This is a genomic window from Elioraea tepida (genome assembly GCF_019203965.1).
Taxonomy (GTDB): domain Bacteria; phylum Pseudomonadota; class Alphaproteobacteria; order Acetobacterales; family Acetobacteraceae; genus Elioraea_A; species Elioraea_A tepida.
This window is the reverse complement of sequence record NZ_CP076448.1, coordinates 1,726,935-1,746,733: the sequence shown is the minus strand read 5'-3', so window position 1 is coordinate 1,746,733 and position 19,799 is coordinate 1,726,935. Positions and strand designations below refer to the sequence as shown.

Sequence of the window (19,799 nt, the reverse complement as noted above, 5' to 3'; positions counted from 1 at the left end):
CCCCGCGCCTCGCTTCCCGATGTCTCAGGCGGCGGCGATCGAGACCAGCAGAGCGGAGGCGCTCGGGCGCCGCAGGCGGCGCGCAGCCCGGGGCAGGAGTGTCTCGGCCGCGCTCCTCGTGGCACCGCTTCTCGTGTTCGTTCTCGTGAGCTTCGCCGCACCGATCGGCGCGATGCTGCTTCGCGGCGTGGAGGACCCGGAGGTGGGCCCGGTTCTGCCGCGCACGCTCGCCGCGCTCGAGCGCTGGGACGGCACCGACCTGCCCGACGAGGCGACTTTCGCCGCCCTCGTCGAGGATCTGCGCGCCGCCCGCGCCGCCGGCACTCTGCCCGTGGCGGCGAGCCGGCTGAACCACGACACCGCGGGCCTGCGCACCACGCTCGTCGCCTCGGCGCGGCGGCTTGCCGCGCCGTTCGAGGGCTCGGCCCGCGAGGCGGTGCTTCGGGCAGACCCTGCCTGGGGCCAGGTCGAGACCTGGGGGGCGATCGTCCGCGCCCGGGGCCCCTGGACCGACTTCTTCCTCCTCGCCGCGCTTGACCTCCGGCGCGACGCCACGGGGAGGATCGGCCCGGTGCCCGAGGACCAGGCGATCTTCCGGACCGTCTTCCTCCGCACCTTCTGGATCGCGGCAATGGTCACGGCGATCACGCTCGCAGCCGGCTATCCGCTCGCCGCGCTGATCGCGCTCGCGCGCCCCTCCGTCTCGGCCGTGCTCCTGTTCCTCGTTCTCTTGCCGTTCTGGACGAGCCTGCTCGTCCGCACCGCCGCCTGGATGGTTCTGCTCGCGCGCGAGGGCGTGGTGAACCACGCGCTCATCGCGCTTGGCCTGTTCGGCGCGCCGAAGCAGCTCCTGTTCAACCGGTTCGCTGTCGTCATCGCGATGGTGCACATCCTTCTGCCCTTCATGGTGCTGCCGCTCTACGCGGTGATGCGGCAGATCCCGCCGATCCATCTGCGCGCGGCGGCGAGCCTCGGTGCACCTCCGCTTGCCGCCTTCTGGCGGGTCTGGCTGCCGCAGACGCTGCCGGGTATCGGTGCGGGGTGCCTGATGGTGTTCATCCAGGCGCTCGGCTTCTATGTCACCCCCGCCCTCCTCGGCGGCGGAGCGGACCAGATGCTGCCCTATTTCATCGGCTTCTACGCCAACCAGACGGTGAACTGGGGCCTTGCCGCCGCCCTGTCCCTGCTCCTGCTCGTCGCAACACTCGGCATCGTCGGGCTCTACGGCAGGCTCGTCGGCTTCAGCGCGGTGCGCACGGCGTGAGCGCTCTTCGGCTCCTCTGGTGGGCGGTCTCGGTCGCGGTTGCGCTGTTCCTCGTCGCCCCGCTTCTCGTGATCGTTCCGCTGTCGTTCTCAGAAGGCAGCTTCCTGCACTTCCCGCTGCCGGGCGTGAGCCTGCGCTGGTACCACGCCTTCTTCGCCTCGGAGTTCTGGCTCGCGTCTCTGTGGAACAGCCTCGTCGTCGGCCTCTCCGCCACCGCGATCGCGACCGCCTTGGGCACGCTTGCCGCGGTCGGCCTCTGGCTCGCCCCCCTCCCCGGGGCGTCGGCGATCATGGGGGTGCTCCTGTTGCCGATGGTCGTGCCCTCGATCATCACCGCCGTGGCGCTGACCTTCGCCTACGCCCCGGTGGGGCTTGCGAGCACCCATCTCGGGCTGATCATCGCGCATGCGGCGCTTGCCTCGCCCTTCGTCGTCGTCACCGTCGGCGCGACGCTCACCCAGTTCGACCGCACGCTTCTGCGCGCCGCCGCTGCCTGCGGCGCGGGGCCGGTCACCGCCTTCCGGCGCGTGATGCTGCCTCTGATCCTGCCCGGCGTCGTCGCAGGAGCGGTGTTCGCGTTCGCGACCTCGCTCGACGAGAGCGTGGTCGTTCTGTTCCTCGCCGGCCCGTCGCAACGCACCCTGCCGCGGCAGATGTTCGCTGGGCTCAAGGACACGATCGAGCTCACCATCCTCGCGGCGGCGACGATGCTGACCGTGCTCTCGCTCGTTCTGATGCTGCTCGTGCGCGTCCTCTCGGCGCGCGGCGCGGCGGCGGGGCGGCCGTGACCGGACCGGTGCTGCCTCTGTCCGGCAGGCTCGACGCCGCTGCCGTGGCCGCGCTGTGGCATCAGACGATGCGCGCCGCCTCCGCCCCTGTCGTGATCGACCTCTCGGGCGTGACCTATTGCGACGGCGCCGGCGCGGCGCTCGTTCTCGCCGCGGAACGGCGCGCCAAGGCGGAGGGCGGCGGCGCGGTCGTGGGCGCCGCCCCGGACGTCGCCGCGGTGATCGCGCGTGCGCGCGACGGCGCGGAGCGCGCCTGGGCGCGGCCGGCGCGGTGGAAGCCGGAGGGGCTTGCGGTCTCGCTTGGCCGAAGCACCGTCGCCGCTGTCGCGGAGAAGCGCGACAGCATCGCCTTCCTCGGCGAAGCCGTGGCGGCGACGGGGCGCGCGCTGGCCCGCCCCTGGACGCTTCGCTGGGGCGACACGATGCGCCACGCCGAGGCGGCGGGCACGCAAGCGCTGCCGCTCGTCATGATGCTCGGCTTCCTGTTCGGGCTGATCCTCGCCTTCCAGTCGGCGATCCCGATGCGCCAGTACGGCGCCGAGATCTTCGTCGCCAACCTCGTCGCCGTCTCGGTGTTCCGCGAGCTCGGGCCGCTCCTGTCGGCGGTGATCCTCGCCGGCCGGTCGGGCAGCGCGTTTGCCGCCGAGATCGGCACGATGAAGGTGAACCAGGAGGTGGACGCGCTCGCCACCATCGGGCTCGATCCGTTCCGCTTCCTGGTCGTGCCGCGCCTGTTGGCCGCCGTGCTGATGATGCCGGTGCTGATCGCGACCATGGACCTCGCGGCTGTGGCGGGCATGGCGACGGTGATGGTCTCGCTCGGCTTCCCGCTGGTTGCGATCTCGAACCAGGTGGTGAGCTGGACCACGCCCGGCGACGTCGCGGGCGGCCTTGCCAAAGGCCTTGTGTTCGGCGCGGTGGTGGCAGGCATCGGCTGCGCGCGCGGGATGCGCACCGGTGCGGGCCCGCGCGCAGTCGGCGAGGCCGCCACCGCCGCCGTGGTTGGGGGCATCGTCGCGATCGTGGTGATCGACGGCTGCTTCGCCGTGTTCTTCTACCTGATGGGCTGGTGATGGTCCCCGACGTCCCACCTGCGCGCGCGGGCAGGGTGGCGCCCGGGCCCGATGCGCCGAAGGTGATCGAGGCGAAGGGCCTCGCCATGCGTTTCGGCAGCAACACGGTGTTCGAGAATGTGAGCTTCGAGGTGCGCGCGGGCGAGGTGTTCGTCATCCTTGGCGGCTCCGGCTGCGGCAAGTCGACCCTGCTCGCCCTTCTGATCGGGCTGAGGCGCCCGAGCGCGGGCAGCATCACGGTGCTCGGCGAGGACCTGATCGCCACGGGGGGAAGGGCGCGTCGGCTCCTGTTGCGACGCTTCGGCGTGATGTTCCAGCAGGGAGCGCTGTTCGGCTCGATGACGCTGCTCGAGAACGTCGCCCTGCCGCTTGCGAGCTTCACCAGCCTGCCCGCGGAGGCGATCGACCTCGTCGCACGCGCCAAGCTCGGCATGGTCGGGCTCGGCGATGCCGTCCACAAGCTTCCCTCCGAGATCTCGGGCGGCATGGTCAAGCGTGCCGCGATCGCCCGCGCGATGGCGCTCGACCCGCCGCTGCTGTTCCTCGACGAGCCCTCCGCCGGGCTTGATCCGATCACCTCCGCCGGCCTCGACCAGCTGATCCTCGCGCTCGCCAACGAGCTCGGCATTACGCTCGTGATCGTCACCCACGAGCTCGACTCGATCCTGACGGTTGCGGATCGCGTGATCATGCTCGACAAGGCGGCACGCGGCGTGATCGCACAGGGCGATCCGCGCGTCCTCCGCGCGACCAGCACCGAGCCGACGGTGCGGGCCTTCTTCAACCGCATCCCCGCGGCGGCCTGAGGCGCGGGCGGGACGGGGCAGGGCAACCGACGCATGGAGCAGAAGGCGATCTACTTCCGCGTCGGGGTGGTGGTCCTCGCAGGGCTTGCGATGATCGCTGGGCTCGTGCTCTGGGTCGGGGCGGACGCGTTCCGTTCCGGTGGGCGCACTTTCGAGACGTATTTCTCCGAGAGCGTGCAGGGGCTCGAGGTCGGCGCGTCCGTGCGCTTCCGCGGCGTCCCGGTCGGGCGGGTGACCGAGATCAGCATGGCGCTTGCCGAGTATCCCGTTCCGGAGGCGGAGCGTGTGCTCGGCGACGAGGCCTTCACCCTTGTGGTGGTCCGATTCGAGGTGTTCCCCGAACGCTTCGTCCAGCGCCCCGAGGAAGAGGTTGCGCGTCTGGTGCAGGGGGGCTTGCGGGTGCGGATGTCGGGCCAGGGCCTGACCGGGGTGCTCTATCTCGAGGCCGACTTCCTCGATTCGCGGCGCTTCCCCCCGATCGCGGTGCCGTGGCAGCCCCGCCACCCCGTGATTCCTTCGGCGCCGAGCACGCTCACCCAGTTCACCTCGGCAGCGGAACGGCTAGTGGCCCGGCTCGAGCAGGCGCGGCTCCCCGAGCTGATCGAGAGCGCCAATGCCCTGATCACGACGCTGACGGAGACGCTGACGAGCGGCGAGGCCTACCGGATGCTCGTCGAAGCCTCCGATCTCGTCGCCGAGCTCAGGGCCGTGGCCGGGCAGGCGTCGCCGCCGCTCGTCGCCGCCGCGGAGGAGGCGCGGCGCGCTCTCGCCGCGGTCGAGGCCTCGCTCAACGGCCGCGAAGCGCGGCAGACCCTGCGCAACCTCGAAGCCGCGACGGGGCGCCTGCCGCAGGCCCTCGCCGCCATCGAGGCGGCGGCGCGGCGGCTCGACACCGTCACCGCCGACGCAGACCGTGACATCGGCCCGATGCTGCGCGAACTTCGCCTTGCCGCGGAGAACCTGAGGGTCATCACCGAGAACATGCGCCAATATCCGAGCCAGGTCCTGTTCGGCGCCCCGCCGCCGCGCGACCCAGCCTCCGCGCCGGGGAGCGTGCTGGGGGGAGCGCGATGAGTCGTGCCGCAAGGAACACGATGAGGGAGCGGCGCGCCCTCCTCCTCGCCGCGCCGGCGCTTCTCTCGGCCTGCGCCAACCCGCTGTCGCAGCCGTTTCCGGAGAAAACCTTCTTCGTGCTCGAGGCGCGCCGGCCGCAGCGCCTCCCTCCCAATCCGCGCGGGCGCGTGCTGCAGCTTCGCACCGTCGCGGCGGGCCCGGGGGCGGAGCTGCGCGGCATCGTCACGCGCCTGCCGGGCGGGCAGCAGCGGGCGGATTTCTGGAACGAGTTCTTCGCCGCCCCACCTGCCCTCATTCAGGACCAGCTCCGCCAGTGGCTCGCCGACAGCGGCCTGTTCGCCGCCGTAGTCGACCAGGGCACGCGCGCGACCCCCTCGCTCGCGCTCGAGCCGGTGCTGAACGCTCTCTTCGCCGATGCGGCGGAGACCCCGCCCGTCGCGCGAGTACAGATGCAGACGCTCACGCTCGGGCTCGACCGAACGCCGCCGCGCGTTCTCGCCGAACGTCAGCATGACCGCCGCGCGCCGCTTCCCTCGCTCGCTCCGGCCGCCATCGTCGCCGGGTTCAACCAGGCGCTTGCGGCGATCTTTGCCGAGATCGAGGCCTCGTTCCGGGGGGTCGCATGAGCACCGCGGCACCAGGCCAGGGACTGCGCCTCACCCTGCTCGGCACAGGCTGCCCGCAGGTGGATCCCGCACGCATGGGTCCAGCCGCCCTTGTGCGCGGCTCGGGCCGGCAGATCCTGTTCGACTGCGGCTCGGGCGTGACGCAGCGACTCGTTCAGGCCGGAACGAATGGGGCGGCGATCGACGCTCTCTTCCTCACCCACCTGCACAGCGACCATGTGGTCGATTTTCACCAGCTCCTCGTCTCGTCCTGGCACCAGGGGCGGTCGAGGCCGTGGAAGCTGTTCGGCCCGCCCGGAACGATCGGCTTCGTCGAACGCTCCGCGGCCCTCTGGAAGCCCGAGCTCGACCTCCGGATCGCGCATGAGCAGCGCCCGAACGAGTCGGGGCTCGAGGTGACGGTGACGGAGTTCGCCGACGGCCAGTGCTTCCGCGGCGGCGGCATCACCGTCACCGCCGTCAAGGTGAACCACGACCCGTTCCCGGAAGCTTATGGTTTCGTCGTCGAACAGGATCATCTCCGGCTCGTGCTCTCCGGCGACACGGTCGTCTGGCCGCCGCTGATCGCCGCCGCCCGCGGCGCCGACCTCCTCCTGCACGAGGTGTTCATTCGCCGCGAACTGCGCCCTGACCCTGACCACCGGCCGCAGGAGACGATCGACCGCGTCGCCTCCTACCACACGCTTTCGGCCGAGGTCGGCCGTGTGGCGGCGGAGGCCGATGTCGGCCTGCTCGTGCTTACCCATTTCGTGCCGACGCGGTTCGACCCGGACGCTCTGGTCGCCGAGGTGCGCGCCCACTGGGGCGGCCCGCTCGTTCTTGGCGAGGACCTGATGACCTTCGACCTCGCGTCCCGCACGCTCTCCTTCGCCGGGGCGACGGTGGCCTTCGGCGCCTGAGCCCCGCGCGCGACCGTTTCTGACGCAGCGCGGCAGGGCAGGGGCGGAGACGGTTCCCCGCCCAGACCTACGCATGGCCTCAGCACCGATCCCGCGAGCAAGGGTCACGCGATGCGCGCGGCACGCCGCCAGGAGCTCGACAGCCTCGGCGACCTCCGATCCGCGATCGCCTGCCCCTCTTCCTCGCGTCAGCCGCGCCGTCAGCTCCGGCCGGCGAGGGCGGCGAGGCGTTCGGCAACGACGGCGTGGGCGCGGGCGAAGGCCGCCTCGGCGTCGAGGTCCGTGGTGTCGATCAGCACCGCGTCCGGCGCGGGTCGGAGCGGCGCGACGGGCCGGTTCTCGTCCTGCGCGTCGCGGTCGCGGATCTCGGCGAGCACCTGGTCGGGGTCGGCGGCGATCCCCTTCGCCCGAAGCTCGAGCAGGCGGCGGCGCGCCCGCTCCTCGGCCGAGGCGGTGACGAACAGCTTCACCGGCGCGTCTGGGAAGATCACGGTGCCGATGTCGCGGCCGTCGAGCACGGCTCCCTTTTCGGCAGCAAAACGACGCTGGAACGAAACGAGCGCGTTGCGCACGGCGGGGATCGCCGCCACCGCCGAGGCCGCGGCGTCGGCCACCGGGCCGCGCAGGTCGGGCCGGGCGAGATCCTCCTCCGTCAGCGCGCGCGCTGCCGCCTCCGCCACCATGGCATCGCGCGGATCGGCGCCCTGGTCGAGCACGCGCCGGCCGACGGCACGGTAGAGCAGGCCGGTGTCGAGATGGGGCAGGTCGAAGGCGGCGGCAAGCCGACGCGCGAGCGTTCCCTTCCCCGCCGCCGCCGGCCCGTCGATCGCGATGACGAGAGGCGCGGTCATGCCGGGCCGATCGCGGCGCCGAGGCCGCGCATCAGCTCGGCGAAGCCCGGGAAGGAGGTGTCGATGAAACGGCCGTCGTCCACCCGGACGGGCTCCTCCGTCACCTGGCCGAGCACAAGGAAGCTCATCGCGATCCGATGGTCCATCTGCGTGGCGATGGTCGCCCCGCCCTTGGGCGGCGCGCCGGTGCCGTGCACGACGAGATCATCACCCTCGATCGAGACGCGGGCGCCGCAGGCGGCAAGGCCCGAGGCGATCGCGGCGAGACGGTCGCTCTCCTTCACGCGGAGCTCGGCAAGCCCGCGCATCCTGGTCGTTCCGGAGGCGCATGATGCGGCGACAGCAAGGATCGGGAACTCATCGATCATCGAGGCGGCGCGGGAGGGAGGGACGTCAACGCCCGAGAGCGGGGAGGAGGAGACGGTAAGGTCCGCCACCGTCTCGCCGGCCTCGTCGCGCCGGTTCCTGATCTCGATGTCGGCCCCCATCTCGGCGAGCGTGTCGTAGAGCCCGGCGCGCAGCGGGTTTAGGCCCACACCCTCGAGCGTGACCGATGAGCCGGGCACGAGCAGGGCGGCGACGGCCGGGAAGGCGGCAGAGGAGGGATCAGCCGGAACCGAAACGGGCCGGCCGGTGAGTTCGGGCTGGCCGGTGAGCAGGATCTCGCGCCCGCCCTCGCCGGTGGTGTTCACCACCACGGTGGCGCCGAAGCCGCGCAGCATCCGTTCGGTATGGTCGCGAGTCGGTGTGGGCTCGACAACGCGGGAGACGCCGGGGGCGCAGAGGCCGGCGAGCAGCACGGCCGACTTCACCTGCGCCGAGGCCACCGGCACGGTGTAGTCGGCCGGAAGCGGGGTGGCGGCACCGCGGATCGCGAGCGGCAGGCGCCCCCCCTCGCGCGACCAGAACGCGGCGCCGAGCGCCGAGAGCGGGTCGATCACCCGCTTCATCGGGCGGCGGCGCAGGGAGGCGTCGCCCGTCAGCACCGCGAACAGAGGGTGGCCGGCGAGGATGCCGGCAAGCAGGCGCGCGGCCGTGCCGCTGTTGCCCATGTCGAGCACGTCCGCGGGCTCGACGAGGCCGCCGATGCCGCGGCCGTGCACGGTGTAGGTGCCACCCTCCTCCCGCGTCACGGTCGCGCCAAGGGCGCGCATCGCCGCTGCCGTGCGGAGCACGTCCTCGCCCTCGAGCAGGCCCTCGATCCGGGTTTCGCCGACCGCGAGCGCGCCGAGCATCAGCGCGCGGTGGCTGATCGACTTGTCGCCGGGCACGCGCACCGATCCCGAGAGGGGGCCCGAGGGCTGGCGCGCGATCATGGGCAGGCTGGCGTGCTGGTGCATGGCGCGCATTAAGCACAGCTCGCCCCCTCTGGGCAGGGGGAGCGGGAGGCCGGGCCGGGCGGATCGGCATTTGACACGCTCCGGCCCATGTGGCATCGCGCCGGGCCGGTCAGGGCGCGGGCAGGTCCACTGCCCACGAGGAGTGTCGCGATGGCCAAGCCGGAGCTCGGTCTCAAGCGCGTCTGCGTCGCATGCAACGCCAAGTTCTATGATTTGATGCGGTCGCCCGCTGTCTGCCCCAAGTGCGGCACCGAGCAGCCGGCGGAACTGCCGCGCGCCCGCCGGGCGGCAGCAGTGCCGGCGGATGCGCGCGCCAAGCGTCCGGCGGCGGCGCCGGTGCCGGAGGATGTCGAACTCGAGGTGGTGGCCGACGAGGCGGAGGACGATGCCGTGCTCGAGGATGCCGACGAGCTCGAGGACAGCCCGGACGAGCTCGCCGCCGACATCGAGGTCGAGCCGAACGAGAACGACGAGGACCGCTGAGCGGCCGCTCGGCGCGTGGGTGCGCGAGGCTTCGCGTCGGCGAACCGCGATCCCCTGCAGGCGCTGAGCCGGTCCGCCCTTCCGGCCTCCTCCGGGCTTCGGCCATGAGCGTGTGAGCCTGCAAGGCCGCCGACGGAAGGCCCCGCGCGGGCGGTGGGGACGGACGCTCCGGTCCGACCGGTGCAGCCGCCCCGGCAGGCGTCCCCCGACCGACACCCTGCGCAGGAACGGGCTCGGGGCACGCTCGGCCGGCTCAGCGCTCCTCCCTCGCGCGGAGCGCAGCGAGCGGCAGCGACGCGACCGCCACCGTCACCCACCACCAGTGCTGCCACACGCCGTAGCTCAGGAGCGACACGACGGACGTGGCCGCAGCCACCGCGACGGCGGCGGCGAACGGCGCGCGCCCGGGCACGGCGGCCGCGGCACGGCCAGCAAGACATGCGAACAGGGCGAACAGCCCAAGCCCGACCCACCCGAGTTCGAGCCGAACCTGAAGCGGCATCGAATGCGCGTGCAGCGGGATGCGCTCGATCGAGCCGTCAGGCGCCCGATCGAAGATGGCGCGGATCGTCCCGGTGACGCGGAAGCGGTCGAGCCGTTCCGCCTCGACACGGTCGCGGCCGCCGGGGAGGGAGCGGGCGGAGTCCATGCCGAAGCCGAGGAGGGGACGTTCGGCGGCGCGCTCTGAGACATAATCCCAGATCAGCGTCCGGTGCACGGCGGAGAACGGAAGCAGTCCCGCGCGCGTGGCTGCGCCAGCCACGTGTTCGAGGAGCGGCGGGCCGGCGAGCACGATGGCCGCGAGCGCAACGGGCAGGGCGCGGCGTGCGAGCAGGGGGAACGCGAGCGCAACGATCGCCGCCACGGCAGCGGCGGCGAGTGCAAGGCGCGCCGCCTCGCTCGTGCTCAGGGCAACACTCGCGCCGAGCGCCACGGCCGCCGCGAGGGCGCCGTAAGCGCCCGCTCGCAGCGCTGCCGCAAGCACGGCAGGGCCCGCAAACACCGCGAGCAGGGTCGCCGCCGGCTTCGCGGCATTCGGCCCTCTGGGCGGGTCTGGGAAGAGGCGGAGCGCGTTGTTGAGAGGCGCGGCGGCGAGCGTCTCGACCGCGACGAGGGCCGCGCAGAGCAGCGACGCGACCAGGATGGCGTGAAGGACCAGGCGTTCGCCGGCCCGATCGAGCCGCGACGCCACGGCCACCAGCGCCGCGAGGATCACGACTAGGCCGGCGAGCCTCAGGCCGGCTGCGAGCGCAGCCTCCGGCGCCATGGCCCAAGTCCCGGACAGAACACCCCAGAGCGCGAGCGCGAGCGCGGCGAGCACGGGCGGGGAAGCCAGGGCGGCGACAAGGGCCCGCAGCCTTGGGCGAAGCGCAGCGAGCACCGCCACCGTGCCGAGTGCGGCGAGGGGCACGAGGCCGCGGTTCTGGATCAGCGCGACCGGCGGTGCGAGCAGGATGAGGGCAGCGATCAGGCGCGAAGGCAGGGTCACGTCACGCTGCTTATCCCGCTGCCCGGCTGGGCACCAGCGCCCGCGGTCCGCGTCGGAGGCTGTGAGGCTTGATTTTCGCCCGCTATCATGCCGTGCTTGGGGGAGTGCGGGCAGGGCAGATACGGGTATTCCCTTGAACGATGATGGCGAGGTTGGCGCCCCGATCGAGGCGCCGGTGAAGTTCTTCAATCGCGCGAAGGGCTTCGGGTTCGTGACGTTGGCGGACGGCAAGGACGTCTTTTTTCACGTCAGTTCGCTCACCGCGATCGGGAAGACCGCGGTCGACCAGGGCGATGTGCTGGTGTGCGAGATCGGCGACGTTCCGCGCGGGCGCCAGGTGACTCGGATCATCGAGGTGAAGCACGGCGCCGCCCCCGTGCCGGAAGGCGGCGACCGGCCGCCGCGGCGCGACAGCGGCGACCGCCCGCCACGGCGCGAGTTCGCAGGCGGCTTCGGGGAGAGGCCCCCGAGGCGCGACTTCGGCGACCGGCCGCCGCGGCGCGAGTTCGCAGGCGGCTACGGCGAGAGGCCCCCGAGGCGCGACTTCGGGGACCGGCCCCCGCGGCGGGACTTCTCCTCCAGCCCCGGGGACCGGCCGCAGCGGCGCGAGTTCGGCGGCGGGCCGCGCACGCCGGACGGGCCGACCGAGCTCGTCACCGGCACCATCAAGTTCTTCGACATGCGCAAGGGGTTCGGCTTCATCACGCCGGAGACGGGAGCGGGCGATGTGTTCGTGCCGATGCGCGCGCTCGGGGCGCTGACGCCCGAGAGCCTCACCCCTGGCCGACGCGTGAAGGCCACCGTCGTGACCGGGCCGAAGAGCCGCCAGGCGCTCTCGGTGGAGATGCTCTGATGCGCGCCGAACGGTTCCGCTCCGTGCCGCCCCACATTCGGTTCCTGGCAGGCCACGCAGCGATCGGCGTCTGTGTCGGCTGGCTCTTCGTCGCCGCCATCCTCGCGCTCGACATCGCTGGGCTGAGGGGCCTGATGCTGCGCGGGGCGGACGGGGCGGTCGCGCTCGCGCTTCTGACCCTCGGCGTCTCGGTGACCTTCGGCAGCGCCGCGATGGGAGCGGCCGTGATGGGCCTCGGCGCCACACCGTCGAGGCCACGGCGAGGAAGCGCGCCGGCGACGCAGACACCGGTGCTGGCAGCGGTGGTCGGCCCCGCCGCGGCGGCGCGGCGCCGCCTCTGAGCCCACTCACGCCACCATCCGAACCTCGCCCGCGGCGACATCGAGCCGCCTTGCCGCCACCCGCGCGGCGATGTCGGCATCATGCGTCACGAGCAGAAGCGCAAGGCCCCGTTCGGCCGCGGTGTCGGCAAGCAGTGCGATCGTCTCCTGTTGGGTGATCGGGTCGAGCCGGCTGGTCGGCTCGTCGGCGAACAGGAAGACCGGGTCGAGCAGGAGAGCACGGGCGAGAGCGAAACGTTGCAGCTCCCCGCCCGAGATCGCCTCGGCACTGCGCCCGAGCAGGCCGGGCGAAAGCCGAAGCCGCGCGAGCAACGCCTCGATCGGCGCCCGGGCGATGCCGTGGCGACGGGCGAGATCCTCGATCAGACGCCCGAGCGGAACCCCGCGCGCGAAGGCGGCGGGCGGGTCCTGCCAGAGTTTCTGGAAGCGCACACGCGCCACACCTGGGGCGCGGCTCAGCGTTCCGGCATCGGCATGGACAAGCCCAAGAAGAACATTGCCGAGCGTCGTCTTGCCCGATCCGGAAGGGCCCGTGACCGCCACCGTCTCGCCCGCATGCACAGCAAGGCTGAGATTCGCAAACAGCGTGCGCGGGCCGTAGCGCTTGGCGAGGCGGCGACCCGCGAGCACGACGGGACCGGGCGGCGGGTGGCGGCGCTTGGGCCAGGCGGCCGGCTCAGCGGCGACGAGGCGTCGCGCATAGTCGTGGCGCGGGGCGGCGAGCACCGCCTCGGCAGGGCCATGCTCGACGATCCGCCCCTCGAGCATGATGGCAACCTCCCCGCCAAGGCGTCGCGCGACCGAAACGTCGTGGGTGATCGTGAGAAGCATGCGCCGGGAGGCTGCGACGGCGCCGAGCAGCAGCGCGACGCCGTCGCGCAGCGCAGCGTCGAGCCCCTTGGTCGGCTCGTCGGCAATCAACAGGGCGGCCTCCGACGCCGCGGTGGCGGCGAAGGCAAGGCGCTGCGCCATCCCGCCCGAGAGCTGGAACGGGAAGGCGCGCTCTGCCCCCTCGAGCCCGACCGCGCGCAGAGCCGCGCGGGTGCGCTCAGCCGCTTCCCTCTGGCCGAGCCCGCGCACGAGCGCGAACACCTCCTTGACTTGCCGCGCGGCGCGCATCGTCGGGTCAAGCGCAAGCCACGGCTCCTGCGGCAGAAGCGCGATACGCCTGCCCCAGAAAGCGCGCCTCTCCCGCCCGGCCAGCCCGATCAGCTCGCGCCCCTCGAACCGGATGCTTCCCGTGGCGCGGAGGTCGGGAGCGAGCGTTCCCATCACCGCCTGCGCGACCAGTGTCTTGCCCGAGCCCGTTTCGCCGAGCAGGGTGAGCGGCACGCCCGGCCGGAGCGAGAAGGAAACGCCATCCACCGGCCGTGCACCGTCACGCGCGATCACGGCGAGATCGGTCACGACGAGGCCGCTCATCGCCTCGCCCCGGCAAGCAGCTGCAGGCCGAGCACGGTGAGGAACAGAAGCGCCGAAGGCCAGGCGAGCGCCCAAGGCGCGTCGTGGTAGTGGGGAAGGAGCTCGGTCATCATCAGCCCCCACTCCGCCATCGGCGGCCTCAGCCCGATGCCGATGAAGCCGAGGGCGCCGATCGCCATCACCGCGCCCGCGACGCCGAAGGCGGCGAGCGCGGCGAGCGGCGGAGCCAGACGCGGCCAGAGATGGCGTCTCAGGATATAGGCCGGCCCGAAGCCGAGCAGGCGAGAGGCCTCGACCTCGGGCGAGGCGAGCAGCACGGCCGCGGTGGCGCGGGTCAGCCGGAAATACTGGACCCACAGCGCCGCCGAAAGGCCGAGCCAGAGCGGCCACACCTTCCCCGGGGCGAGGCCGGCAACAAGCAGCACGAGCAGCAATCCCGGCAGTGCCATGGTCGCATCGGCGAGCGATGCCAGCGCCCGATCGACCAGGCCGCCGGAAGCGGCGGCTGCGAGGCCGAGCAGAACTCCAGGCACGGCGGCGGACAGCACGGAGAGGATGGCAAGGCCGAGAGAAAGGCGCGTCCCATGGGCAAGCCGCGCCGCAAGGTCGCGCCCGAGATGGTCGGTGCCGAGCGGGTGCTGCGGCGAGGGAGGATGCAGGATGGCAGAGAGGTCCTGCGCCGCCGGGTCGGCGGCGATGACGACCGGGCCCGCGAGGCCGAACAGAGTCACCGCGCCGAGGAGCACGAGCCCGAGCGCGCGGCTCATCGCCGCCCCGCGCGCGGGTCGAGAGCAAGGCAGGCGAGATCGACGGCGGCGTTGAGAAGCACGAAAATCAGCCCGAGCACGAGCGCGGTTCCCTGAACCATCGGCACGTCACGCGCGATCACCGCGTGCACAAGCGCGTGTCCGATCCCGGGCCAGGCGAACAGGCTCTCGACCACCACCACGCCCTCCACCAGCGAGACAAGCTGCACGCCGAGAAAGGCGACGATGGGCACGGCGGCGTTGCGCAGCCCGTGCCGCCACAGCACCGCCCGTCGCGTCAGCCCCTTCGTCTCGGCGAAGGCGAAGAACGGTGCGGCGCGCACCTCGGCCATCGCCTCGCGCGCCACCCGGCTCGAAACAGCGGCAAGGCTGAGCGCGAGCGTCACGGCCGGCAGAACGATGTTCTCCACCTCGCCGTGGCCGGCGGCGGGAAGCGCGCCGAGCTCGACCGAAACGAGGATGATCAGCGCAACGCCAAGCACGAACGAGGGCACGGCGCGGAGGGCCGAGGCGACCGCAAGTCCCGCCCGGTCGAGCACCCCGCCCGGGCGAAGGCCCATCAGCACACCGAGCGCCGGGCCGATCGGGATCGAGAGAGCGAGCGCGGCGAAGGAGAGGGTGAGGGTGGCGCCGAGCTGGCGCGCGATCTCGGCGGCGACACGCTCGCCGGTCACGAGAGAGACGCCGAGCTCGAGCCGCCCGAGACGCCAGAGCCACTCGGCGAACTGGACCAGGACCGGCCGGTCGAGCCCGAGCTCGGCACGCACCGCCTCGGCCGCCTGGACCGAGACGAGATCGTAGCCGTAGCGGCCCGCGGCGATGCGCAGCGCGATGTCCCCCGGCAGCAGGTGGACGAGCAGGAACGACAGAGCCCCGACCGTGACAGCGACGAGCACCGCCTGCCCCCCGCGCCGGGCGGCGGCGGCGGCGACGCGCCGCACCGCTACTCGGCCCAGCGCATCGCCGCGATTCGGTAGCTCAGCTCGAGCGGATCAAGCGTGACGCCGGCAAGTCGTTTCGAGGCGGCAAGCGTGTGCTGGTACCAGGCGATCGGCAGGATGGGCAGTTCGGCCTGCAGGATGGCGGCGATCTCGCCGCGCAGCCGGGCGCGTTCGGCCGCGTCGGTGGTGGCGGAGAGGGCGGCAAGCGCACGCGCCATCGCCTCGCTTGACCAGCCCATGGCTCCCCAGTCCCCCCCACCGGGGCTGAAATCCTGCAGCATCGTCCCGATCGGGTCGGGCACGAGGGAGAAGTTGCGCGCCAAGAGCCCCACCTCAAGCGTGCCGTCGCGATGTCCGGCCGGGATCTCGCTCGCATTGCCGATCGAGACCTCGAGCGCGACGCCAATGCGGCGCCACTGGTCTTGCAGCGCGGCGGCGATCACCGGAAGCTCGGGCCGGTCGGGGAAGGTTCGGAGTGTGAGGCGGAACGCGCGGCCCTCGCGCACGAGGATCCCGTCCGGGCCCTTGCGCCAGCCGAGCTCGGCAAGAAGCGCCTCGGCATGCTCGGGTGCGTGCGCGAGCGGGGCGAGGCCGGGCACGTGCCACTCGGCAAGGGTAGGGGGGAAGAGCTGGGTCGCCGCCATCTCCGGGGCGCGCAGGATGGCGCGGGCGATCCCCTGCCGGTCGATCGCGGCGGAGAGGGCGGCGCGGGCGCGCGGGTCGGCGAGACGGGGATCGGCGGCGTTGAGCTTGAGCGTGATGGTGCGCGGGATGGGGCGTGCGATCACGGTGATCCGCGGGTTGCGCTTCAGCCGCTCGAGGCTTGCGGGATCGAGCGTGTAGACGAGATCAGCTTGGCCGCTTTCGGCGAGCGCTGCGCGCGTCTCGCCTCGGCCCGCGGCGAGCAGGCTCGCGCGGCCGATCGCGGGCGGTGGCCCCTCCCAGGTCTCGGCGCGTGCCACCTCGAGACGCTGCGGCGGCTCGACCGTGACCACCCGGTAGGGGCCGGACCCGATCACGGCGCGCACCCGCCCCTCGGCGTCGTAGGCGGAGGGGGCGAGCACCTGCGTCGAGAAGTGCGCGAGGAAGGCCGCAAGCGCGACGAAGGGCCGGGTGAGGCGTATCTCAACCGTGCCGGGAAGAGCGGCGAAGCTGGCGATCGGCGCATTGCCGAGCACGCCAGGAGCCGCACGCGCCCGCTCGAGCGCCGCGACCACGGCCTCGGCCGTCACCGCCGTGCCATCGTGGAAGCGGGCGCCCTCGCGCAGGCGGAAGCGCCAGACGAGACCGTCGTCGGAGACGGTCCATGAGGCCGCGAGCGCAGGGGTCGCGAGCCCGCCGTCGTCGGCTCCCGTGAGCGTCTCGGCCACTTCCATGCGGGTGAAGACGTAGCCCGCGCGGGAGGGCTCGAGGCTCGTGATCTCCCAGGGCGAGACGACGCGGAGGGTGCGCTCCTCCGCTATGGCGGCGGGGAGAGCGGCGAGGGCGAGGAGAAGGGTGACGAGGAGGCGGAGCATCGCGTGTTTCGGGGCGGTGTGGTGGGAGCGCAAGACTTGTAACTGTATAGCGTTCTTGGTGTGGGTCGTCGAGGTGCCCCCCACGCCCAGGCCACAGCGCACGCAAGGCGCCCCGGCGCGGCAGGACCCGAGCGCAGCCGCCTCTCGGCCGCCGTGGCGAAGGGGGCGCTATCCCCTGCGCGACGCGCGCTCAGGGAGCCGCTTCGGGGCGGGACCGCCCGGATCGGCCTGCGGCACGCGCCGAGGCCGGCGGAGGTGGACCGCGCCCGCGGCTACTGAGGCCCGAGCGCGGCGGCAAGCACGCGGGCGGGGCTCAGCGCCTCGCGGGGTGCCAGCTCGCCGATCTGGTGTCGGCAGGAGGTTCCGTTCGCCACCACGATCGCGTCGGACGCGGCCCGCCGCACGGCCGGAAGCAAGGAGAGCTCCGCCATCTTGCGCGCCACCGGGGCGGTCTCGACCTGCAGGCCGAAGCTTCCCGCCATGCCGCAGCAGGAGCTTTCGACCATCGAGACGGAGAGCCCCGGCACGAGGCGAAGCGCGGCGACGATGTCCTGCGCCACCCCATGCGCCTTCGCGTGGCAGTGCCCGTGGACGAGCGCCTCGGCCTCGCGCGGGCGGAACACCGCGCGGAACCGCTCGCCCCGGCGCGCGACGAAGCTCTCGAACAACATGGCAGCCTCGGCGACCTCGCGCGCCGCCGCGCCAAGCCCAAGCGCGAGCCATTCGTCCTTCAGTGTCAGAAGGCAGGAGGGCTCGAGCCCGATCACGGGCAGGCCGGCGCGCACCGCCGGCAGAAGGGCCTCAAGGCTGCGGCGCGCCTCCTCGCGCGCCCGGTCAACGAGGCCCGCGGCGAGGAAGGTCCGGCCGCAGCAGAGCGGCCGGCCGCCGGCGCTCGCAGCGACGGGGGCGAAACCCGCGGCGCGCAGCACGGCGACCGCGCCGCGCAGGTTTGTGGGTTCGAACCAGCGGTTGAAGGTGTCGGCGAACAGGATGACGCGCTCACCGGCACCGCCAGCGGCTTCCGCGTCGCGGAACGGCTCGGTGGACCATTCCGGGAGCGAACGCTCCGCAGCGAACCCCGTGGCGCGCTCTATCGCCCGCGCAAGCCAGGGCGTGCGGTTGCGCCAGGCGATCGCAGCGCGGGCGTGGCGGGCGAGAGGCGCGTAGCGAGGGAGGAAGGCGATCAGCCGCTCCCGCAACGAAAGCCCGCGGGCGGCCACACGGGCGGCCTGCACCTCGATCTTCATCCGCGCCATGTCGACGCCGGTGGGGCACTCGCGCTTGCAGGCCTTGCAGCCGACACAGAGCGCCATCGTCTCGGCCATCGCCTCGGAGGTGAAGGCGTCCGGGCCCAGCTGGCCCGAGAGCGCGAGTCTCAGCGTGTTTGCGCGGCCGCGGGTGCTGTCGCGCTCCTCGCGCGTCGCACGGTAGGAGGGGCACATCACCCCGCCCGCGAGCGCGCGGCAGGCGCCGTTGTTGTTGCACATCTCGACCGCGCCCTGGAACTGGAGCGCGGGCGTGGGGCGCGCCTCTGTTGCGAACTCGGACCAGTCGAGCCGGGGCACCACAGTGCTTGCGGCGTAGCGGTCGTGATAGCGCAGGAGCGATCGGTCATCCATCCGCGGCGGGCGGACGATCCGGCCCGGGTTGAACAGGCCCGCGGGGTCGAAGCGGTCCTTCACCGCCTCGAAGGTGGAAACGATCCGGTCCCCGAACATCATGCGGTGGAACTCGGACCGCACGATTCCGTCACCGTGCTCGCCGGAGTGGCTTCCCTTGTAGGCGCGGACCATCGCGAAGGCTTCTTCGGCGATCGCCCGCATCGCGCGGAGATCCTTCTCGAGCTTGAGGTTCAGCACAGGCCGCACATGCAGGCAGCCCGACCCCGCATGCGCATACCAGGTGCCCCTGGTGCCGTGCTTCTCGAACAGCTCGGTCAGACGCGCGGTGTAGTCGGCAAGGTGCTCGAGCGGCACGGCAGCGTCCTCGACGAAGGAGACGGGTTTGCGCTCCTCCTTCATGCTCATCATGATGTTGAGGCCGGCGGTGCGGAGCTCGGTGATGGAAGCCTGGAGCTTCGCATCGGTGACCTCCACCACGCCGCCGAAGCGTGTGCCCGTCCCCTCCCAGGAGAAGCCGAGGTCGCGCATCAGGTCGGCGAGTGCGGCCACGCGACGGGCGTTCTCGGCATCGTCCTCTTCCGCGAACTCGACGAGCAGGAGCGCCTCCGGCGCACCGCGGAGAAAGGCCTCGAGGGTGGGGCGGAACAGCGGGATCGAGGCGGCAAGCTCGAGCATCGTGGAATCGACGAGCTCGACCGCGGTCGGCCCAAGGCGGACGATGTGCTGCGCTGAGGCCATCGCCCCGTGGAAACTGCCGAAGTGGCAGGCGCCGAGGCGGCGACGCGCGGGCGGCAGCGGCGACAGCGCAAGCTCGATCGCGGTGAAGAAGGCGAGCGTGCCTTCCGACCCCACAAGCAGGTGGCCGAGATTCTGCGGCCGATTCGCGGGCAGAAGCGCATCGAGGTTGTAGCCGCCGACGCGACGCTGCACTTGGGGGAAGCGGGCAAGAATCTCCTCGGCCTCGCGGGCGCCGAGGGCGAGCAGGTCGGAGACGAGGCCGGGCGGAACCGGCCGGTCGGTCCCGGCATCGACCGGGCCGAAGCGCGCCACCGTGCCGTCGGCGAGGATGGCCTCGAGGCCCACCGTGTTGTCGCGCATGGTGCCGTAGCGCAACGAGCGGCTGCCGCAGGAGTTGTTGCCGGCCATGCCGCCGAGCGTGGCGCGGCTCGCGGTCGAGACATCGACCGGGAACCAGAGCCCATGGGGCTTGAGCGCGCGGTTCAGTTCGTCGAGCACAAGGCCCGGCTCGACCACGGCGCGCCGCGCGTCCGGGTCGAGCGAGAGGATTCGTGTCATGTGGCGCGAGCAGTCGAGAACGAGCGCCTCGTTCACCGTCTGGCCGCACTGCGAGGTGCCGCCGCCGCGGGCGAGCACCGGGACGCCCTCCTCGCGGGCGATCCGGAGCGCTTCGGCGACGTCCTCGGGCCCTGCGGGCGTGACGACGCCGATCGGCATCACCTGGTAGTGCGAGGCGTCGGTGGCGTAGCGGCCGCGTGTGGCGGCGTCGAACCGCACCTCCCCCTTCAGCGCCGCCCTGAGACGCCGCTCGAGCCCCGGCCGGACTGTCACTCCCATCGCCCGCCTCTCCGTTGCCGCCCTGCTCAGCATATTGTATACGAATGCCCGAGGCAACACGGCGCACG

General features: G+C 72.5%; 18 protein-coding genes. 10 read left to right on the top strand and 8 right to left on the bottom strand.

Annotated elements, in window-relative coordinates; translation table 11 throughout:
* Positions 1-19: 19 nt before the first annotated feature.
* The 7 genes from KO353_RS08410 to KO353_RS08380 are packed head-to-tail and all read left to right on the top strand — an operon-like array spanning position 20 to position 6,530.
* On the top strand, positions 20-1,264 hold the full coding sequence (locus KO353_RS08410) for an ABC transporter permease (protein WP_218284232.1): 1,245 nt from the start codon (positions 20-22) through the stop codon (positions 1,262-1,264).
* Positions 1,261-2,052 (top strand): ABC transporter permease, encoded by a 792-nt coding sequence (locus KO353_RS08405; RefSeq protein ID WP_218284231.1) that lies wholly within the window; start codon positions 1,261-1,263, stop codon positions 2,050-2,052. Before KO353_RS08410 ends, KO353_RS08405 begins: the two co-directional genes overlap by 4 nt.
* Complete coding sequence (locus KO353_RS08400; RefSeq protein ID WP_235691751.1) at positions 2,049-3,125, top strand: ABC transporter permease; 1,077 nt, start codon at positions 2,049-2,051, stop codon at positions 3,123-3,125. The genes KO353_RS08405 and KO353_RS08400 overlap by 4 nt, the downstream gene beginning before the upstream one ends.
* A complete protein-coding gene (locus KO353_RS08395) occupies positions 3,125-3,931 on the top strand; it encodes an ABC transporter ATP-binding protein (RefSeq protein WP_218284230.1) in 807 nt (268 codons plus the stop codon). Before KO353_RS08400 ends, KO353_RS08395 begins: the two co-directional genes overlap by 1 nt.
* A gap of 33 nt (positions 3,932-3,964) precedes the next feature.
* Positions 3,965-5,005, top strand: a complete 1,041-nt coding sequence (locus KO353_RS08390) for an MlaD family protein (RefSeq protein ID WP_218284229.1) — start codon at positions 3,965-3,967, stop codon at positions 5,003-5,005.
* 20 nt (positions 5,006-5,025) lie between these two features.
* Positions 5,026-5,631, top strand: coding sequence for an ABC-type transport auxiliary lipoprotein family protein (locus KO353_RS08385; RefSeq protein ID WP_218284228.1), 606 nt, complete (start codon positions 5,026-5,028; stop codon positions 5,629-5,631).
* A complete protein-coding gene (locus KO353_RS08380; protein ID WP_235691750.1) occupies positions 5,628-6,530 on the top strand; it encodes an MBL fold metallo-hydrolase in 903 nt (300 codons plus the stop codon). Before KO353_RS08385 ends, KO353_RS08380 begins: the two co-directional genes overlap by 4 nt.
* A gap of 200 nt (positions 6,531-6,730) precedes the next feature.
* On the opposite strand, the gene cmk is transcribed toward KO353_RS08380, so the two are convergent.
* Complete coding sequence (cmk, locus tag KO353_RS08375; RefSeq protein ID WP_218284227.1) at positions 6,731-7,381, bottom strand: (d)CMP kinase; 651 nt, start codon at positions 7,379-7,381, stop codon at positions 6,731-6,733.
* The gene (gene aroA, locus KO353_RS08370) at positions 7,378-8,721 is read right to left on the bottom strand and encodes a 3-phosphoshikimate 1-carboxyvinyltransferase (RefSeq protein WP_218284226.1); all 1,344 of its coding nucleotides are present in this window, start codon (positions 8,719-8,721) and stop codon (positions 7,378-7,380) included. The genes cmk and aroA overlap by 4 nt, the downstream gene beginning before the upstream one ends.
* A gap of 150 nt (positions 8,722-8,871) precedes the next feature.
* Between aroA and KO353_RS08365 the strand changes: the two genes are divergently transcribed.
* The gene (locus tag KO353_RS08365; protein ID WP_218284225.1) at positions 8,872-9,204 is read left to right on the top strand and encodes a TIGR02300 family protein; all 333 of its coding nucleotides are present in this window, start codon (positions 8,872-8,874) and stop codon (positions 9,202-9,204) included.
* 253 nt (positions 9,205-9,457) lie between these two features.
* On the opposite strand, the gene KO353_RS08360 is transcribed toward KO353_RS08365, so the two are convergent.
* A complete protein-coding gene (locus KO353_RS08360) occupies positions 9,458-10,693 on the bottom strand; it encodes an O-antigen ligase family protein (RefSeq protein WP_218284224.1) in 1,236 nt (411 codons plus the stop codon).
* A gap of 133 nt (positions 10,694-10,826) precedes the next feature.
* Between KO353_RS08360 and KO353_RS08355 the strand changes: the two genes are divergently transcribed.
* Both KO353_RS08355 and KO353_RS08350 read left to right on the top strand, forming a co-directional pair.
* Positions 10,827-11,546, top strand: a complete 720-nt coding sequence (locus tag KO353_RS08355; protein ID WP_218284223.1) for a cold shock domain-containing protein — start codon at positions 10,827-10,829, stop codon at positions 11,544-11,546.
* A complete protein-coding gene (locus KO353_RS08350; RefSeq protein ID WP_218284222.1) occupies positions 11,546-11,887 on the top strand; it encodes a hypothetical protein in 342 nt (113 codons plus the stop codon). The genes KO353_RS08355 and KO353_RS08350 overlap by 1 nt, the downstream gene beginning before the upstream one ends.
* 6 nt (positions 11,888-11,893) lie before the next feature.
* Here KO353_RS08350 and KO353_RS08345 read toward each other — a convergent pair whose 3' ends face one another.
* The 5 genes from KO353_RS08345 to KO353_RS08325 all read right to left on the bottom strand — a co-directional run bounded on the left by KO353_RS08345 (position 11,894) and on the right by KO353_RS08325 (position 19,731).
* The gene (locus KO353_RS08345) at positions 11,894-13,309 is read right to left on the bottom strand and encodes an ATP-binding cassette domain-containing protein (protein WP_218284221.1); all 1,416 of its coding nucleotides are present in this window, start codon (positions 13,307-13,309) and stop codon (positions 11,894-11,896) included.
* Positions 13,306-14,076 (bottom strand): ABC transporter permease, encoded by a 771-nt coding sequence (locus tag KO353_RS08340; protein ID WP_218284220.1) that lies wholly within the window; start codon positions 14,074-14,076, stop codon positions 13,306-13,308. Before KO353_RS08340 ends, KO353_RS08345 begins: the two co-directional genes overlap by 4 nt.
* Positions 14,073-15,017 (bottom strand): ABC transporter permease, encoded by a 945-nt coding sequence (locus KO353_RS08335; RefSeq protein WP_218284219.1) that lies wholly within the window; start codon positions 15,015-15,017, stop codon positions 14,073-14,075. Before KO353_RS08335 ends, KO353_RS08340 begins: the two co-directional genes overlap by 4 nt.
* Positions 15,018-15,019: 2 nt before the next feature.
* Positions 15,020-16,534, bottom strand: coding sequence for an ABC transporter substrate-binding protein (locus tag KO353_RS08330; protein ID WP_218284218.1), 1,515 nt, complete (start codon positions 16,532-16,534; stop codon positions 15,020-15,022).
* Between the two features lie 272 nt (positions 16,535-16,806).
* Complete coding sequence (locus KO353_RS08325) at positions 16,807-19,731, bottom strand: FAD-binding and (Fe-S)-binding domain-containing protein (RefSeq protein ID WP_218284217.1); 2,925 nt, start codon at positions 19,729-19,731, stop codon at positions 16,807-16,809.
* Between the last annotated feature and the right edge of the window lie 68 nt (positions 19,732-19,799).

Coding starts and splice junctions, on each gene's coding strand:
- KO353_RS08410 (WP_218284232.1), top strand. CDS start 20: ATGTCTCAGGCGGCGGCGATCGAGACCAGCAGAGCGGAGGCGCTCGGG.
- KO353_RS08395 (WP_218284230.1), top strand. CDS start 3,125: ATGGTCCCCGACGTCCCACCTGCGCGCGCGGGCAGGGTGGCGCCCGGG.
- KO353_RS08390 (WP_218284229.1), top strand. CDS start 3,965: ATGGAGCAGAAGGCGATCTACTTCCGCGTCGGGGTGGTGGTCCTCGCA.
- KO353_RS08385 (WP_218284228.1), top strand. CDS start 5,026: ATGAGGGAGCGGCGCGCCCTCCTCCTCGCCGCGCCGGCGCTTCTCTCG.
- KO353_RS08380 (WP_235691750.1), top strand. CDS start 5,628: ATGAGCACCGCGGCACCAGGCCAGGGACTGCGCCTCACCCTGCTCGGC.
- cmk (WP_218284227.1), bottom strand. CDS start 7,381: ATGACCGCGCCTCTCGTCATCGCGATCGACGGGCCGGCGGCGGCGGGG.
- aroA (WP_218284226.1), bottom strand. CDS start 8,721: ATGCACCAGCACGCCAGCCTGCCCATGATCGCGCGCCAGCCCTCGGGC.
- KO353_RS08365 (WP_218284225.1), top strand. CDS start 8,872: ATGGCCAAGCCGGAGCTCGGTCTCAAGCGCGTCTGCGTCGCATGCAAC.
- KO353_RS08350 (WP_218284222.1), top strand. CDS start 11,546: ATGCGCGCCGAACGGTTCCGCTCCGTGCCGCCCCACATTCGGTTCCTG.
- KO353_RS08345 (WP_218284221.1), bottom strand. CDS start 13,309: ATGAGCGGCCTCGTCGTGACCGATCTCGCCGTGATCGCGCGTGACGGT.
- KO353_RS08340 (WP_218284220.1), bottom strand. CDS start 14,076: ATGAGCCGCGCGCTCGGGCTCGTGCTCCTCGGCGCGGTGACTCTGTTC.
- KO353_RS08330 (WP_218284218.1), bottom strand. CDS start 16,534: ATGCTCCGCCTCCTCGTCACCCTTCTCCTCGCCCTCGCCGCTCTCCCC.
- KO353_RS08325 (WP_218284217.1), bottom strand. CDS start 19,731: ATGGGAGTGACAGTCCGGCCGGGGCTCGAGCGGCGTCTCAGGGCGGCG.